This is a genomic window from Bacillus sp. SM2101, assembly GCF_018588585.1.
Classification (GTDB): Bacteria; Bacillota; Bacilli; order Bacillales; family SM2101; genus Nanhaiella; species Nanhaiella sioensis.
On sequence record NZ_JAEUFG010000035.1, the window covers coordinates 1 to 17,097 of the forward strand.

The window sequence follows — 17,097 nt, forward strand, 5'->3', positions numbered from 1 at the left end:
TTGATAAATTAAATTTGCACTAAAATCCGTTACTGCATGTGTCAACTCATGTCCAACTACATCAAGTGACCCTGATAAAGGTAGGAATTGCCTTCCATCACCGTCTCCATAAATCATTTGGGTGCCTACCCAAGCAGCGTTATTATAATTTCTACCGAAATGTACTGTCGATTTTATTGGTGCACCGTTTCCATCATAGCTGTCTCTTCCAAAGACATCTTTAAAATAATCATAAGTGATACCTGCATAATAATGGGCATCAACTGCGGCGCTGTCATAACTATCTGTGAATAAATTATCAGTATCTACCCAAAGACTACCAGGGAGCTTTGCTCTATAGTTTTTGTCATTAATTTTATTTTCAGCATCATAGGTAAAGATTCCATTACCGCGGGTATTATCAATTAATGAGTATGCAGTTCCATCAAAAGAAGTATTTAAAGACTTTTGATCCCCCAACACACCTACACCAGTTCCAACAGAATCTTCTGCAGTATGAATTTTATTATGCTTCGCTAACACTTCACCTGTAACAGCATCTACAAAATAATCAACGTTTCCTAACTCAGGATAAAAGAAAAGGAAGTTTACTGCATATGCATAGTTAGCAATCTCACCATCAGAATAGATGACTAGCTCTGCCTTCGGGTTTTTTTCGTATTCAGGTGCGTCAGCTAAGGATGCTAATAAGTTCTCTTCCGCTATCGCAACCGCATCTTTTTTAGTTACTTTTTGCTCTTTTTTTAATGAATTCTTTTTTTCTAGCTCTGGAAGTGCGGTTCCAGAAATTGCTGTCAAAACACCATCTTGATCAATATGTGCTGTCAACGTAGCACCAAATACTGGCGTACCTTTAAATACTTGTTGCAAACGGATAAACGTGTAGCCTAAATCATCCTTCTTACTTTCTTTAACGATAAACGAATTCTTCGCTACAGCATCAATTTTAAAGATATCTTTCTTACTATCAATATAGCTAAAAAGTATATCTTCCGAATTATTGTTAGAAGGTTCTGTCAATTTACCAGAAATGAATTCAGGTGCATTAACTTTCTCACTCCAGTTTACCTTTTCAGCGGCCTTTTCCACTTGATTAATAGACTTTGCTGATACATAGCTTACCGTAGGCGCAACAAAAGTGCCTAATGCTAATGAACTTGCTAATACAGTAGTCATTAATTTTTTCTTATTTTTCATCCTTACACCTCTTTGTATTCTAGTTTTCATGTTCGAAAGTATAGTTTTCTCATAGAAATAGTTATATTAAAGCAAAAAAATAAAAATACATCTCGGCCGAAATGTATAAACCTATGAATAAATTTTATAAAAATACAAAAATTCCGTCAATATAAACAAAAAAAACACTACTATTTAAGTAGTAAAATACCAAATTTAAGGTTATAACCATAAAAAATTTATATTCTGAAAATATTAATAATAATTTTTTCAAGACTTTTGCCCTATCTGAACTTAACAAGTATTTTCTTAAACTTGAAAAGTTTGAACAAAACATTCCTCATCATCTATCAAATCTCTGCTGTTTTCATATTTAATATTCATCTTGTTATAAATACCCTTCCAAAAAGATACAGCTGATTCATTGCTAACAAGCTCAATTACATAATACTTCCCTTTCTTCTGCTCAAAAAGCTCTTTTACTACATTTATTCCATTTCCTTTTCCCCTATATTTATTAAGTATAAAGATGTCATTAATACAGTAATCGTATTGTCCTTTTAAAAAAGGCCTCTCTAAAAGTAAAACGAAACCAATAGTCATTTCACCTTGTTTTATAAAAAATGGAGAAAACCCAGCTGTATCCCAAAATATATTCAACTCCTCCATCTCAAATATTCCGTCACTAGTAATATTTAAACAAGAAGTAAATTTTGATAAATCATGTAGGTAGAGTGAATAGAGATTTTTTAATACGTGCTTTTGTTCTTGCAAAACCGGATCTAATGATATTGCCATATAGTCAACTCCTTAATAGCTTCTTAAATGATACCTATCCATTTTTTCCATCCAGTAGCATTTACAGATTGTTCATTTACATATGGCTTATCTTTTGTACTAAATAAGTAAAAATCTTCTCCCCAATGTCCTGCACAACCTAGTTTTATCCAGTTATTAAAAAACGTATAGAAATTTCCACCTAACCTTAAGCCATGCATATGATAACTAGTCGTTAAATAGATAATTTCACCAACATTATACTTTAGATCAATTCCTAAGTAACTACCATTTCCAAACGATGTAAACAGTAAACAATTTTCCCAATATTTTTTTTCGAATGCATCATCGTCATCTAAAAACTCGTATGTCTCTCTGTCATTTTCATAGCTTAAAAGGTTTTGTATGGACCACAATGGACTGTCAAATATCCCTCCACAATCAATAATACATTGGTCTACATTCCCCATATTAAAGAAAGTCTTATCAATGTAATTTGATTGTTGTGCCATTGGATAGGTTATATTATTCAAAAACCAATAAAAGTGAAGGTGTTTAGAAAAATGAAGCAATACATGCCGAAAATCTTGTGGAATAAGTATCCCCAATTGTTGCTCTATAGTCTTTATTTCATCTTCTGTAGCTGGATGTGCAATTTCTAAGGAGTTTTGATGCTGCCCTCCAGTTAATCTTAGCAAAAAATTCTCAAGATCAGCCTTCCATACTTTATAAGCTCTAGTTAACATTCATTACCTTCCTCTGTAGAATGACTATTACATTCCTTTATTTATTATGCTCCCTGTACACTACCCTTTGTTGAAGGAGTTTCTGAATATATAACAAGGTCTTCTTATTGAGAAGACCTTGTGTAACAGCATATATACTATTAAACTTATATTTTTTATTTTGCAAGAGCTTTAATGACAAATCTATGCTGGTTTACATCAAAAAAATCTTCAGATTGTATATGTTTATGAATGGTGTATAAATTTTCATAGTATTGTTCCACACTAAAATCTGGTACTTGCCACGGTATTGCTTTTAAGTAATACATAAGGGCACCTATATCAAAAAAACGCTGTGTTGGAAATTCTTCTTTACAATACAAAATTTCAAAATGATTGTTCACCAAGTCACTCATTGCCGTAGTCAGATTCCAGTCTTTAAATTCATTATTTACCGAAGACCCTAGTGCTTCATTAATCCCTAAACAATCCAAGCCACCGACTTGTTGAGTTAAAAATACCCCATTAGAATTTATTATTCTTCTAACTTCTTCAGGACCATAAGATTCATGTTGATTTAAAATGACATTAAACTGATTATCGTTAAATGGCAAATTGGAATCTTCTTCAACTGAAACCACTTTAACTCCTATAGGCTCTAAATGTTTTTTTGCGATCGGAATATTTGGTTTGTACCCTTCTGTAGCATAAACTGTCTCAGGAAATGGTTGAAGCTTTGACAAAAATTCTCCACCACCTGTGCCCATATCTAACATAGAATTTGCATGCTTTATTAATTGTCTAGCCATGCTTCCATAAGACCAGGAAAGTAGATTGCTTTTCATTCGCCCAGTTCCAGTTATAAAGGAAAAATCCCAACCCGAAAAATTCTCATTCACGTCGTTTATATATTCTTCAAATTTTACTGCCACCATTATTTCTCCTCCTAAATTTTCGAAATTAAACAGTATTACAATTTAGGGAGGAGGTCCTCTAGGATAGCAACAAAGTTGTTATATTTCATGTTCTAACAATATCATTATCTATACCTCTCGTTTGAAAATACTAGTACTAAAAAGTTCCTATATATAATAGGTTATCATATTTTACTATATTTTATCATTTTTTGTCATATTAACCTCACTTCAAATCGGAAACAATACGGAGTGCACAGATGTATAAAAGGAGAATAAATATTTACTTCAGCCTAAAATTACAGATTACTCATTCAGAACTGAAGCTATGAAGGTGTGTTGTAGGATTTCACCCACGCTCACCAAAGGTGTGAAGACCAAGCCAAAGTAGAGAACGTGGGAATGTACGTACAAGTCTTTTTTTATAAAGAGCAACTTCTTAACTGCTAGTTACGTAAACTTTGAGTTTCCCTCTTCAATACTAGTTAAGTGTTTTGTAGTTCATTTCACAGATATATAAATATCAACCTGACCATTATTTGGGTCCATTGCTCTTTCGTCGTATAGTTCAAAGTCAGCTCCATAAGCTCTTTCATGCTGCTCCGACCATTTCCAAATTTCCTCCCAAGCCTCTATGATTACTCCCGGTAAAGGACCTTTTCGAGTTGTAAATACAATATATTTTTGATCAGGAATTTGTATTGATTCCATCCCATTCGGCACTAGATTGTTGTCCCTGACTTCTGCTCCTAATGCAAATGTATAAGCACCATGTTCATTTGTCTCGTAATCAGTATAGATTGCTAATACATTCGAATTCTTCTTATGAGTAATAGCTTCTAAAACTTCATTTTTGTAAAAATCGTCCCATAGTTTAGGGATACGTCTATCTGCTGTCATTTCAACTTTATTAGTTGTTCTTGTACAATTGCCTACGAAATCAAAACCTTCTCTTGCTATAACATTACTTTTTGTAAGTGTGTTAGACACGAAAAAGCCTCCTCTATCTAAATAGTATAAGTGTGATCTAACAATAGGTGTTTTACAGTATGACCTCATATATACAGAGATATTAATTATGGTTTATTTAAATATTGTTCAATTTGAGATTTATGGTGGCTATCATGGGGGATAAAGCCATCGAGATAGCTTTTGATAGTAAAATGATTCCCGTCTTCATCTACATACTTGTTTTCATAGTTTTCACGTGGTACGGAAGTTAAATGATCAATAATTTCTCGACGATAACTTATTGTCTCACTAATAAGTGTATCTTTATCTTTTGTCTTCCCATATTGAACCGCATTATTATTAAATTCATCAAAATTAACATGACGACTAGTTAAAGGTTGTTGTAATTTTATCTTACGTATAGCATTCTCAAGAAAATATTTGTCCCAAAGCATAATATGAGCAATGATGTCTCTCACAGTCCACTTTCCCTCAGCAATCGGCAGCTCCCACTTCTCATTCTCCATATTCCGTAAGGACTCTACAAAATGAATAAATTCTTCAAAACTGTTGATGCGCTCATTGATGATTTCTGTTTTCATATTATTACCTTCCTTTCATAGCATAAGGGTGACTCAAATTAGTTATCTTTATGTGAGTCACCCTTGTTGTAGATCTTCGGCTATTAAGGGCTTAAAGCCCCTTAACTCTATAATTGATATTGACAATGACAAACCTTCAGCTCATTCATCGATATCAAATGTATTTGATCCCGATCTCTTTGAAGACAAATATGCGAGCACATCATTTAACAGAAAGTTATTGTGCGCATTTGCCTCATCAACTTCAAATAGTAATCTTCTTTTGAAAACGGGTCTTCTTCTACATATTTTTTTGCTATTTGAAGCGAGCTTTAATAACCATTAAAGCAGTACCACAATACGAGGACTACAAAATAATAAGACTCCATCTATTTTTAGCTTCTTTAAATAGTCAACATGGGCAATGATGAGCTGTGCAATCATCAGCTCTACTTGTTTATTAGTAAGATAAACAACATATATTTTTTCATGATCATTACTTCATACAAATGTTGCTATTTTATCGGGATGTATATATCTGTCTCCGATTGATCATTATCCGGCCCAAGAAATCTCTCACCATATAACTCAAATGAAGCTGAGCTAACGACTTCATAATTAGATTGCGGCAGCCAAGCTTCAAAAATATAGCCAAATGTTTTACCAAGCTCACTAATTAGCCCTTTATGAGTAAAGACTAAATAACGTTGCGCAGGAATTGTTTTTGTCACTAGCTTATTTGACAATTGATCCACCTTTTCTACTTCAACAGCGGCAGCGTAAACAAATTCACCTGTTTCTTTATTTTCATCATAGCAAACGCCATACGTCACATTATTGTCTTTTCGGAAAGGAATACTATTTTCCAAAGACATAAAATCCATCCATAAACCATGAATCGGATTATTTTTTTGCATTTCAGTCATTGAAGTACGACATTCTAGTCCTACAACCACCATCTCGTCCATCTCTTTAATTGTCGGTTCAAGCTTCATTTCATTCGTTTTATTATTCATTATTTATTCCTCCTTTTCTTTTACACTTTTATCTTAGTTAATAATAGCGACATCTAATGTCGTATTTATTATATTTTTCCAAATTATTTATTAGCTTCATATCTCTAAAAATGGCAAGCTAATATTTAGGGCACCTTTTTCTCCAAAGACTAATTACATAATACATATCAGTTACTCAAAATAACGTGAAAAAACAATAAATATTAACATTAAGATTAATTCCCTTATTCATATTAAGCCGTAAGCAAAGACCCCTCATTTAAGTTATCCCAGACAAACACTGGAGACACTCCCCATGAAGGCACGTTGTGACTATGTGCAGATAGACATATAAGGATTTTAACTTTAGACCCATTATTAATAACAAGCTTTTAAGAAGTTGTTTACTTAACTTTGCTACTATGTTCACAAGCTAATCTCGATTTTCTCGTGTTTAAGATGAAAAGATGCCACGACTTATGTGAAAATTAATATGAGAGTAGCACTTTGTACGAATCCAACAGACTAATAGTTTTTTAAACTATTGGTTTTAGATGATCAATTGGCGCCCAACCCTCTTCATCATTGCTAACGCTACGGCACCATAACCAGCCATAAAGTTCCTTTATTCCGATAACCTTTTCATTTACGTCTATATTTAGTTCCCTTGCTGTATATTTTTCCGAGACAAATGCTGTGTTTCCATCAATTTTAATAAGGCTTTCTGGAACCCATCCTTCCATTTCCTCGTCTGTAGTTTTACAATAGATCCAATATCCCTCTCTTTTTCCACTTACAATAATTGCCTGACCCTTCATCAAAGTAATAGGCTTGGGATAATTCGTTTTATGACTCCTTGCTACTATATAATACATATATTTATCTCCCTTCATTTAGATCTTAACTTATAATTACGACAATTATTGACGTATTAATATGATATATTAAGCATATAAAGGTGGGACTAATCAGGGGGCTGTATTAAATGAATAAATCGAAGAGATTAGTGGAATTAATGATGGTCATTAACTCCAAGCGGGTATTTACTGCAAAGGAGTTAGCAGATGAATTTGGCGTATCACTTCGTACAATTCAACGGGACTTACTTGATCTACAAGAGCTAGGTGTCCCACTATATTCAGAAGTTGGTGCAGGAGGAGGATACAAAATTATCAAAGAACGCATTCTTCCTCCAATTGCCTTTACAGAAAATGAAGCGATTGCAATGTTCTTTGCAAACCAGTCACTCCAGTACTATAACGATCTTCCCTTTGAAACAGATGCTAAATCTGCATTAAACAAGTTTCATCATTACTTAACGAGTGATGTTAAAAAACGAATTGAGGAAATGGAACAACGTTTTGTCTTTTATACACAACAAAGACAGCAGTCATCTCCTTGCTTACAATTACTACTAGATGCTTCCATTAATCAACAGGTTGTTCAAATTACCTATGATTCAATTAAAGGAAAATCAACTAGAACAATTCAGCCAGTTGGTGTTTTTTCACAAAACGGGCATTGGTACTGTCCTGCCTATTGCTTCAAGAGAGAAGATACACGCTTATTTAGAGCTGATCGCATTATAGATGCAACCATCGTTGAAGAACATGAGGGTGTGAACTTAAGTAAGTTCAACATTCACAATTGGTCATATATGGGGAAAGAGCCTGAAAAGGTTTCACTCAAAGTAAAGCTTAGTCGTGAAGGTGTGAAAATTTGTAAAAACGACCCATTCTTAGAACAGAGTATTGTCGTAGAACAAGATGGCATCGGTCGCTTATATACTCAAATCACCAAACCTGATCTAGAATATTACGCTTCTTTTTTTATTAGTCTAGGTAAACACGCGCGAGTTGAAGGACCAGAGCAACTAATGATAGAAATGAAAAAAATCCTTGGCGATTTAAACGACATATACCTTTAGAGTAAGTAGCCATAGGATGATATGGCTATGTTACGATAGATGAAGCAACATTTATTCGGATGTTTAATTGATATTTTTCTCTACAGAAGAAGAAATATCTTATTTAATAAAGACTGTTCGTACTTAGATATACGTATAAGCTAAGCTTTCGTGGCACCTTTTCTCATTTAAAATATTGCTGTCTTAAATTAATCTCAATAGCAACAAAGTCTACGAAAAGAGTCTTAGTAAAAGGTTGTTTACGCAACAAAATTTACGTAAGTAGCCTAGTAAAAAACACACCCAGCTCGGAGTGAAAATATAATGAAAGACAGATATTTATTTTTATTTGGTGGAAACCCTTCATTATTACAAGCTAATCAATCGTTTGTTCAAAAATGTGGGGGCAAAAAAGCTCATATTGCATTATTGATCACTTATTCTCCTAAGTGGAAAGAATACTTACCGTTCTACGTTCAGACTTGGGAGGAGTTAGGTATTAATAGCTATTCTGTCATTATGCCAGACGAAAATAATCAACTAGATTACGATCAAGCTACAAATACATTAGCTCAATCTACGGGGATTTTCATAGGTGGTGGAAGTACATACGAATACCATAAACAATACACAAAGTCACCAATAAAACAGCTAATAAAAGAACATTATTACAATGGCGTTCCTGTCGCAGCCTGTTCTGCTGGTGCACTCATTTCATTAACAGAAAGTTTTATCTCACCTGACGAATCTAAAACTAACGAGATTGAAATGATTAAAGGTATTGGTCTACTTTCCAATATCCTTATCAGTGTACATTATACAGAGGACAAGCAGGAACCATATTTGCATAGTGCTTTGAATCAGACTTCCATTCCATTTGGCTATGGCATTGACGAAAATGCATGTGTTGTATTTAAGAATGAAGGCCATTTGACAAATATAGGAAATTCAGTTCACTCCATAAAAATCAGTACAAATTAATTGTTGCTTTTTTGTTCTAAGGTATAGTATACGACTAGCGTTCTTGGCATCTTGCTACCTTTACAATTATTGAGCTCACGTAAAACTCATCAATCGTCCATTTTTAATAAAAAATAAGTTTACGAGATTTGTTTTAACTATAAAAAATCTCCCTAACGGTATGCAGGGGAAGATCAAGAGTTTAGCTCTCATCACTTGATTAGAGTTAAACTCTTTGCCAAAGTTCACTTTTGAGTGATCGTTAGCCTCCAAATCGGTATGTGCTAAACTCATCGATAAACCCTATTATTCCTCTAACCAGGTTGCCAAACCCCTTCTTGACTCTAAAGAGTTCCACCACAGCTCCCCTAGTGAATTTGCTACTCTCTGTTTTAATTCATATCATTATAAGCTTATTAGCTAATTACATCATTCAATTAGCTTGATTATTTCGTTGTCCTCACTAGCATTGACTGTAATAATTACCGTAAACTCGATTGATGGTGAACCTGAATCCTCTTGCTCTTTCATAAAATGTTTACAAGTTCAATTTTCATGTTAGCTTATTCATCACTACTTCTTTATGACATTTTCTCCAATTTATAAATATTCCCTTCATGCAAAATCATTTAAATTAAAATTACATGTTCTCTTAATCTCGACAAAATCACACATAATATGACAAAATATAACTTAGTAGGAAAAAAGCTCAGGAGGCACACCGATATGTTAATAAAAACGAAAAAGACAAAAGATTTACAAAAACACATAGATGAACTTGAAGAAAAAGTAAGAATGCTAAAATTAGAAAAACAACAACGAGAATTGATGACAAATGAGTTTCTAGCACAATTACAAACAGACTTGGTTGCGACGGTTGATCAGCATCAAATGGTGAATGATCAACATCAGGTATTAGATTCTTTAGTAAAAACAATAAAAAGCCGTTTTGAACAAGTTCAAAATTTAAGCATTCAATCCAACGACATCTCTACATCTGTTATCGATAAAGGCGAATCACTTATCGCCTCAACAACCAAAATGGTCGAGCAGTCAAAAATAGGTAGAGATTCAGTAATTGAAGTAGAAGCTCTAATTAAACAATTGGGAGAACAGACGAATAATGCTTCTGAGAGTATGACACAGCTTGGTATTCGATCTAAAGAAATTGAAAATATCGTCAATGTCATAAACGATATTGCCGATCAAACAAATCTACTTGCGTTAAATGCATCTATAGAAGCAGCACGTGCTGGTGAACAAGGTAAAGGCTTCGCTGTCGTGGCAGAAGAAGTTAGAAAACTAGCTGAAAGCACAGCGTTAAGTACTAAAAACATTGCTGAACTTACGAGTCATATACAAGGCGAGATAAGTAGTGCTTTAAATGAAACGACAAAGAGCTCCTCTTTAGTTGATAAAGGAATTGAACTAAGTGCTGAAACAACTTCAAAGATAAACAATAATTTACTAATAATGGAACAAGAACAAGAAGAAGTCAATAACGTACTTCAAGCAATTAATGAACAAACAGCCTTTTCTAAAGAGGTCATTCAGCAAATAAATGACACTAAGTTTGTTTTTGATGAAATTAATGAAACGATTCTCATGCATATTGAAGATGCTGAAATAGTTGATTCAAAACTTGCAGCTGGCATTAGCGGAATTATCCATAAAGCACAAGAAGATACCAATCATGTTAAGGAAGAATAGCTTATCCCATTCATTATTGGACAACTAAAACCAGCTAATCTCGTATTCATTAGCTGGTTTTCCAGTTACATAATCATTATTTTGTGACCATTTCCTTATGCAACTTGTTTTCTTCGAATCGTGTTGTAAACTACAATAGTGAAAATGATTCCTAGTAGTGCAACGAGTGGATAGTGAACAATGGGATCTAATATTGGAACTCCTACAACATTTATTGCATGAAATGGGTTTATAAATTCTGAAGCAGACATAAAACTTCCAAAGCTATACTTCTTCACATATTCCCATAATGGAGTCGGCATAGAGATAGATGGCAAGATGAAGACTATTGCACTAATAATAAAAGATACGAGTACATTTTTCGATACTGCAGACACCGCGAATATGAAAGCCATAAAAGCAAATGCAGAGAGTACGTGAGCGCCGATTTGAATACCAAAATACTCTAAACCCGTTAGGCTATAAGGTGATTGTGGATATCCTAAATTTTGTATAGATGAACTCCATCCACTAGTTCCATAAATGTATGTGTTCATTAATACATCAAAAATAACCCATGACATTGTAATAACTAAGATCAAAACCGTTGCAGCAATTATTTTTGCTGTAACAACTATTTTGCGTCCATGGCGTGTGCTGTATATCAATTGGTCCATTCCAGTACTTGTTTCATTTACAAAAACTGAAGCTAGTCCAACTAGCATAATTAATCCTGTAAAATAAGCTGCGTAATCACTGGCGAAACCAATTGTATTTTTTGGTCCTTCATTATAGTTAAAAGTATCTACAACCAAATTTTCTAACATTTCCTTTTCTAACAATGCTTCCTTATAAGTAAAATCACCTTTATTTAATGTATTTAATTTATCATCGAATTCTTTCAGAGTGATCTTATAATCTTCTAAATATGATCTTGCAATACTTATTCTATTTAAGATAAAGTATTCAGCAACTTCTTCTGATGTTAATTCCGTCATTACTCCACTGTAATTTTCATCATATTTCTTCTGTACTTTGGCCTCAAGAGATTGTGAAATTTCCAAGGCATCTTCTATCTTCTGTTCTGTTATCTTTCCCTCCCACTGTTTTGCAACTACTTGCAGTTCCTCCTTAATATCTACAGCAGAAGTATCTAAATTATTAGGAATTCTCGATTCGTTAAACATGATCATACCAAAAAGGAGAAGCATAAGTATCATCGAAATGTATATCCCTTTTTGTCTAAATATTTTATATAATTCAAATTTCACTAGTTGTTTCATCGTACTACCTCCTGTTCGAATAAATAGCAATCTTCAAGGTTCGGTGTTAATCTCTCAAATGAAACATCATTTACTGATCTCTAAACATGTTTATGATATTTTCAATTGTTAAATTCAAGTGGAACACCTTTCAAATTTGACTAATATTGCAGTGCAAATAAAAATGACGTTAGTAGTATACTAGTCCTTAGTTTTTTTACCTCGGTTAGTTAAACGAAATGAAGTTAGGAAAAGTTTTAAAAAGATATTTGTAAATAATAGGATTTAAATTATTAATTGAAATAAATGATGTAAGTTCTGCAAATGATTAAGGAAAAACAAAAGACCATCTTCTCAAGATTTAAATGAGAAATTGGCTTTCTTGTTATATGTTCTTACGATAGAAATACTTCAAATAATTATAGTTTATTTTGATAGCCTATCTAAACAAGAAACAGCTGAAGAAAAAGTTAAAAAACCTCTTTCATATTCAGGATACATCCCCCTATCTTTACATTCTTGTACTAACGTTTGATTGTTATTTTCATTCGTGTAAACAGAGTAGCTAAAAAAGATTACTATTAAGACAATGCTAATATATATAAAAGACTTTTTATTCATTTTCACGCTAATTTTCACACCCTCACTTATCACTAGTATTTACCTATAAACTTAAACGAAATCGACAGCATAAAAGTTTTAAACATAACTTAAAACTTATTTAATGAACATACGAAGCCCCATAAACGACTGTTTATGGGGCTTCTAACTACATATGAAAATTTGTATTTATTACTGTATTCACAAGAAGTTATATACAAAGCTAATGACTGCAGACAACACTATTATTTAATAGCTTCAAACCACTTAATTTTTTCTCTCATACCAACGACATTACCAACGAGTACAACAGCTGGGTGAGTAATATTCTCTTTTTGAGAGATTTCAAAAATCGAATGTAATTCTCCAGTTACTGTTCTTTGTTCCGCTGTTGTTCCCCATTCAATCATGGCAACCGGTGTTGAAGGATCTTTCCCGTTATTTATTAATTGTGTACAAATATGTTTAAGATTACCTACACCCATATAAAATGCAATCGTATCAATTCCTTGAGCAAGCGCCTGCCAGTTAATCATGTCTTGTCCTTTGCTTTCTCGACCATGGCCAGTTACAATCGCAAATGATGATGCATGATCTCTGTGAGTAACAGGAATTCCAGCATAAGCAGGTGCCGCAATACCAGATGTAATCCCTGGAATAACCTCGTAAGGAATGTCATTTGTGGCTAACACTTCTGCCTCTTCTCCACCCCTACCAAAGACGAAAGGATCTCCCCCTTTCAAACGAGTTACAACTTTCCCTTCAAGTGCTTTTTCAACGAGAAGTTCATTTATTTGCTCTTGAATTAGTTCATGCTTACCAGGAAGCTTGCCGCAAAAAATCAATTCTGCTCCATCTTTTGCATGCTTTAAAAGCTCATTACTAATTAAGCGATCATAAGCAATCACATCTGCCTCTTGGATACACTCTAATCCACGTAAAGTAATAAGTTTAGGGTCTCCTGGACCAGCTCCTACTATATACACTTTTCCCTTTTTCATAGATGTCTCCCCTTTATCTTAAATATTGTATAAAGGGGTTAAGACTCACACCTCATTTTGTGTGGAACCTTACATTCATGTGCAGCAGACCTCCACATGACTCCCCATTGTCATTCTTCAAATAGTACCACTATGTTAGCTTTACTCTTCTTTATTAGACACACCTGCTTGAGTAAAGGTGGCCATTTCTTTTAACATTAGTGTGGCAGATTTTACGATTGGAAATGCAACTGCTGCTCCACTTCCTTCACCTAACCGAAGCCCAAGATTTACCAAAGGTTTTATTCCTAAAAACTCAATTGCAACTTTGTGCCCAGGCTCAACCGATTGGTGTCCAACTATCATATAATCCACAACTACAGGATCAATTACTTTAGCAAGACATGCTGCAATCGTACAAATAAAGCCATCAACTAGAATTGGAACTCGATAATGAGCAGCTGCAAGCATGGCACCAGTCATTCCAGCAATCTCTAATCCACCTATTTTAGACAGTATATCATATACTTCAGTTGAATTTGGGTTTCGTTTCACTATTGCTTCCTTAATTGCCTCAATTTTTTTAATTTTCCCATCATCTGAAATACCCGTACCATGACCGACAATTTCTGCTACATTCTCATCCGATAATACAGCCAATATTGCACTGCTTGTTGTCGTATTTCCTATACCCATTTCACCTAAGATGAGACATTTTACCCCATCCTTTATAAACTTCTCAGCCTCTTCATAGCCAACCTTGACAGCTTGCTCGGCTTCCGAACGACTCATTGCATCCTGCTGTAGGAAATTCGCTGTGCCATACTTTATTTTTCTATTTACTAACCCTTCACCATTAATATCATTTGCTACTCCTATATCTATAATTTTAAACTTTGCTCCTATTTGTCTACTAAAGACATTTATAGCCGCTCCACCTGTTAGAAAATTGTAAACCATTTGAGATGTTACTTCTTGAGGAAACGCAGATACACCCTCCTTGGCAATCCCATGGTCTGCTGCAAAGACGATCACACCAGGAGGCATTACGGTTGGAAAAGATTCTCCTGTCATTTCAGCAAGTGCAATCGCTATTTCTTCTAATCTACCAAGACTACCTTGAGGTTTTGTTAATGTATCAACATACCTACTTACTTCTGTTCCTTTTTGCTTCGCTAATGGTGGAATCGTCACATGAATAGACATAATAATGAAAACCTCCTTGAATTGTTTATATGTAAAGCTCTTTTCGTAAACTGAGCTATTGTGACAAAATTAAAATACCAGTAAAATAACTTTTCATTAGTTGACATTATTATATAACAACAAATGATGCCACGAATGATAAGATGTATACGTGTTACGAAAAAACTCAATTAATGCGAAAACAGCCTTTTTACATTTGAATAGCTAAATGAGAGTGACATCTTGTACGACAAACCTCAATCTATCAAAAAGCATACGTATTTTTTGTGATTTCCTTCACATAATTAATGTTGCTTATTGTTGCCATAATATGACTAATTACCTTTCTCCCATTGTCGACATTTAGTCACCCAATTGTGAACCATTTCTGGACATGAAGCAAAGTGAAAATGAGTATAGCCTGCTACAACATTACTATTCATAAAGCCTTCCTTTTTCACTCCTCGCATACCTTTTGTTTCATAGGCATATTGTACATTAATGGTAGTGGCTGATGAAAAGGTCGAGTAATGAAACTCATGGCCTTTTGCATGTAAGTGATTTGGTAATAGGTAATTACCTGGTGCACCACTTATTTCACGATAGCCAAGTGCTGCAAGCTTTTGCTGCATTTTTACTTTCCCAGGGATAATACCGACCATTTCAAAACACTCATCTTCTGTAGATTCTATCATGTCTGTTAAAAACATAAATCCACCACATTCTGCTAATGTTGGTATCCCACTAGTTATCGCACGTTTGATCGAATCTTTGACTGCAGCTTGTTCTGATAATTGCTTAGCAAATTCTTCAGGAAAGCCTCCTCCAATGTATAAACCAGAAACCCCTCCAGGTAATTGGTCACCTCTTAACGGAGAAAAAAAGACGAGCTCAGCTCCAAAGGCTTTTAAAATATCTAAATTTTCTTGATAATAAAAATTAAAAGCTTCATCCTTCGCAACGGCAATCTTAACACTTTGGGTATGCTGTATATCAAATATTCCAGTCGGGTGATGATCAATTCCTTTTGATTCAGCAAGCTCATACAGTAGATCAAGGTCTATTGTCTCTGACACAAGATTTCCTAAGGTTGCGAAAAAATGATCCAGCTCTCCCCTTTCTATGGACGGCACTAACCCTAAATGTCTCTCTGGAATTTCAATATTATCCTCTCTTTTTAAATAGCCAACCACTGGAATATGACACTCTTGCTCTATCGCCGTTTTCACAAGTTTATAATGACCTTCGCTACCTACTCTATTCGCAATAACACCTACAATATTCGGCTCTGGAGAAAGGACTTGAAAACCTTTCACAATAGCTGCCGCACTTCTAGCCATACTCGCACAATTGACAACGAGTATAACTGGTGTATTTGTAATCACACTTATTTCTGCCGTACTCCCTGCATTCGTTTGTGGATTTTTGCCATCGTAAAAACCCATCACACCTTCAATAATTGAGATATCAGCGTCATCACACCCACGACTGAATATTTCACGAACGACTTCATGAGAAAGCATCCAACTATCTAAATTTCTTGATGGTCTGCCTGTAACAGCGGTATGATACGTAGGATCGATGTAATCAGGTCCACACTTAAAACCTTGTACATTCAATCCTCTTTGCTGAAAGGCAGCCATCAAACCAATCGTTAAGGTCGTTTTACCAACTCCACTTCCTGTTCCAGCAATGACAAATCTTTTGCTCATTTTGTAGCCTCCTTATAAGAAATGCAAAAGGCACCCCGATTCCACACTTGCCCACATTCTGTGAGCAACTGTGGAAGAATGTATCTGTCAGAACTTCTGCTTCACTATCAAATTACCTCTATTTATTGTCCAAACTTCTTGCTTTACTATCCAATTAACTCTATTTACTATCCGAATAACTCTATTTACTGTCCAAACTTCTTGCTTTACTATCCAATTAACTCTATTTACTATCCAAACTTCTTGCTTTACTATCCAATTAACTCTATTTACTGTCCAAACTTCTTGGTTTACTATCCAAATAACTCTATTTACTGTCCGAACTTCTTGCTTTACTATCCAATTAACTCTATTTACTATCCGAACTTCTGCTTCACTATCAAATTACCTCTATTTATTGTCCAAACTTCTTGCTTTACTATCCAATTAACTCTATTTACTATCCGAATAACTCTTTTTACTGTCCAAACTTCTTGTTTTACTATCCAAATAACTCTATTTACTATCCGAACTTCTGCTTTACTATCCAATTAACTCTATTTACTATCCGAACTTCTTGCTTTACTATCCAATTAACTCTATTTACTATCCGAACTTCTTACTTTACTATCCAATTAACTCTATTTACTGTCCGAACTCTTGATTTTACTGTCTTAACCTAATGATTCTACTCACAAGCTAGGA

General features: G+C 34.3%; 15 protein-coding genes and 1 pseudogene. 3 read left to right on the forward strand and 13 right to left on the reverse strand.

Annotation, left to right across the window (positions count from 1 at the left end):
- The 8 genes from JM172_RS21275 to JM172_RS21310 all read right to left on the reverse strand — a co-directional run.
- Positions 1-1,197, reverse strand: a 1,197-nt coding sequence (locus JM172_RS21275; protein ID WP_250886819.1) for a M4 family metallopeptidase, incomplete at its 3' end; no start/stop codon positions are given.
- Positions 1,198-1,485: 288 nt separating this feature from the next.
- Positions 1,486-1,974, reverse strand: coding sequence for a GNAT family N-acetyltransferase (locus JM172_RS21280; protein ID WP_214484374.1), 489 nt, complete (start codon positions 1,972-1,974; stop codon positions 1,486-1,488).
- A 23-nt stretch (positions 1,975-1,997) separates the two neighbouring features.
- On the reverse strand, positions 1,998-2,699 hold the full coding sequence (locus JM172_RS21285; protein ID WP_214484375.1) for an SMI1/KNR4 family protein: 702 nt from the start codon (positions 2,697-2,699) through the stop codon (positions 1,998-2,000).
- A 155-nt stretch (positions 2,700-2,854) separates the two neighbouring features.
- Positions 2,855-3,613, reverse strand: a complete 759-nt coding sequence (locus JM172_RS21290) for a methyltransferase domain-containing protein (RefSeq protein ID WP_214484376.1) — start codon at positions 3,611-3,613, stop codon at positions 2,855-2,857.
- Between the two features lie 480 nt (positions 3,614-4,093).
- Positions 4,094-4,582: a GyrI-like domain-containing protein gene (locus JM172_RS21295; protein ID WP_352223971.1), complete on the reverse strand. Its 489-nt coding sequence runs from the start codon at positions 4,580-4,582 to the stop codon at positions 4,094-4,096.
- A gap of 86 nt (positions 4,583-4,668) precedes the next feature.
- On the reverse strand, positions 4,669-5,145 hold the full coding sequence (locus JM172_RS21300; RefSeq protein WP_214484378.1) for a DinB family protein: 477 nt from the start codon (positions 5,143-5,145) through the stop codon (positions 4,669-4,671).
- 494 nt (positions 5,146-5,639) lie between these two features.
- The gene (locus JM172_RS21305) at positions 5,640-6,140 is read right to left on the reverse strand and encodes a GyrI-like domain-containing protein (RefSeq protein ID WP_214484379.1); all 501 of its coding nucleotides are present in this window, start codon (positions 6,138-6,140) and stop codon (positions 5,640-5,642) included.
- A 515-nt stretch (positions 6,141-6,655) separates the two neighbouring features.
- Positions 6,656-6,994 (reverse strand): SH3 domain-containing protein, encoded by a 339-nt coding sequence (locus tag JM172_RS21310; protein ID WP_214484380.1) that lies wholly within the window; start codon positions 6,992-6,994, stop codon positions 6,656-6,658.
- Positions 6,995-7,104: 110 nt separating this feature from the next.
- Between JM172_RS21310 and JM172_RS21315 the strand changes: the two genes are divergently transcribed.
- From JM172_RS21315 to JM172_RS25710, 3 genes and pseudogenes are all read left to right on the forward strand, one after another.
- Entirely contained in the window at positions 7,105-8,046 is a 942-nt protein-coding gene (locus tag JM172_RS21315) for a helix-turn-helix transcriptional regulator (RefSeq protein ID WP_214484381.1), read from the forward strand.
- A 303-nt stretch (positions 8,047-8,349) separates the two neighbouring features.
- On the forward strand, positions 8,350-9,006 hold the full coding sequence (locus JM172_RS21320; RefSeq protein WP_214484382.1) for a Type 1 glutamine amidotransferase-like domain-containing protein: 657 nt from the start codon (positions 8,350-8,352) through the stop codon (positions 9,004-9,006).
- A 1,122-nt stretch (positions 9,007-10,128) separates the two neighbouring features.
- Positions 10,129-10,695, forward strand: a pseudogene (locus JM172_RS25710) (methyl-accepting chemotaxis protein); the annotation flags it as partial.
- Between the two features lie 95 nt (positions 10,696-10,790).
- Here the strand turns inward: JM172_RS25710 and JM172_RS21330 are convergent.
- From JM172_RS21330 to JM172_RS21350, 5 genes are all read right to left on the reverse strand, one after another.
- Positions 10,791-11,957 (reverse strand): ABC transporter permease subunit, encoded by a 1,167-nt coding sequence (locus JM172_RS21330; protein WP_214484384.1) that lies wholly within the window; start codon positions 11,955-11,957, stop codon positions 10,791-10,793.
- A gap of 405 nt (positions 11,958-12,362) precedes the next feature.
- Positions 12,363-12,557 carry a hypothetical protein gene (locus tag JM172_RS21335; protein WP_214484385.1) on the reverse strand — a complete coding sequence of 65 codons (195 nt, stop codon included), beginning with the start codon at positions 12,555-12,557 and terminating at the stop codon, positions 12,363-12,365.
- A 224-nt stretch (positions 12,558-12,781) separates the two neighbouring features.
- Positions 12,782-13,537 (reverse strand): uroporphyrinogen-III C-methyltransferase, encoded by a 756-nt coding sequence (cobA, locus tag JM172_RS21340; RefSeq protein ID WP_214484386.1) that lies wholly within the window; start codon positions 13,535-13,537, stop codon positions 12,782-12,784.
- A gap of 141 nt (positions 13,538-13,678) precedes the next feature.
- Positions 13,679-14,722, reverse strand: coding sequence for a nicotinate-nucleotide--dimethylbenzimidazole phosphoribosyltransferase (gene cobT, locus JM172_RS21345; RefSeq protein ID WP_214484387.1), 1,044 nt, complete (start codon positions 14,720-14,722; stop codon positions 13,679-13,681).
- A 314-nt stretch (positions 14,723-15,036) separates the two neighbouring features.
- The gene (locus JM172_RS21350; protein WP_214484388.1) at positions 15,037-16,413 is read right to left on the reverse strand and encodes a cobyrinic acid a,c-diamide synthase CobB; all 1,377 of its coding nucleotides are present in this window, start codon (positions 16,411-16,413) and stop codon (positions 15,037-15,039) included.
- Between the last annotated feature and the right edge of the window lie 684 nt (positions 16,414-17,097).

Coding starts and splice junctions, on each gene's coding strand:
- JM172_RS21330 (WP_214484384.1), bottom strand. CDS start 11,957: ATGAAACAACTAGTGAAATTTGAATTATATAAAATATTTAGACAAAAA.
- JM172_RS21350 (WP_214484388.1), bottom strand. CDS start 16,413: ATGAGCAAAAGATTTGTCATTGCTGGAACAGGAAGTGGAGTTGGTAAA.
- JM172_RS21335 (WP_214484385.1), bottom strand. CDS start 12,557: ATGAATAAAAAGTCTTTTATATATATTAGCATTGTCTTAATAGTAATC.
- cobA (WP_214484386.1), bottom strand. CDS start 13,537: ATGAAAAAGGGAAAAGTGTATATAGTAGGAGCTGGTCCAGGAGACCCT.
- JM172_RS21320 (WP_214484382.1), top strand. CDS start 8,350: ATGAAAGACAGATATTTATTTTTATTTGGTGGAAACCCTTCATTATTA.
- JM172_RS21310 (WP_214484380.1), bottom strand. CDS start 6,994: ATGTATTATATAGTAGCAAGGAGTCATAAAACGAATTATCCCAAGCCT.
- cobT (WP_214484387.1), bottom strand. CDS start 14,722: ATGTCTATTCATGTGACGATTCCACCATTAGCGAAGCAAAAAGGAACA.
- JM172_RS21305 (WP_214484379.1), bottom strand. CDS start 6,140: ATGAATAATAAAACGAATGAAATGAAGCTTGAACCGACAATTAAAGAG.
- JM172_RS21280 (WP_214484374.1), bottom strand. CDS start 1,974: ATGGCAATATCATTAGATCCGGTTTTGCAAGAACAAAAGCACGTATTA.
- JM172_RS21300 (WP_214484378.1), bottom strand. CDS start 5,145: ATGAAAACAGAAATCATCAATGAGCGCATCAACAGTTTTGAAGAATTT.
- JM172_RS21315 (WP_214484381.1), top strand. CDS start 7,105: ATGAATAAATCGAAGAGATTAGTGGAATTAATGATGGTCATTAACTCC.
- JM172_RS21285 (WP_214484375.1), bottom strand. CDS start 2,699: ATGTTAACTAGAGCTTATAAAGTATGGAAGGCTGATCTTGAGAATTTT.
- JM172_RS21290 (WP_214484376.1), bottom strand. CDS start 3,613: ATGGTGGCAGTAAAATTTGAAGAATATATAAACGACGTGAATGAGAAT.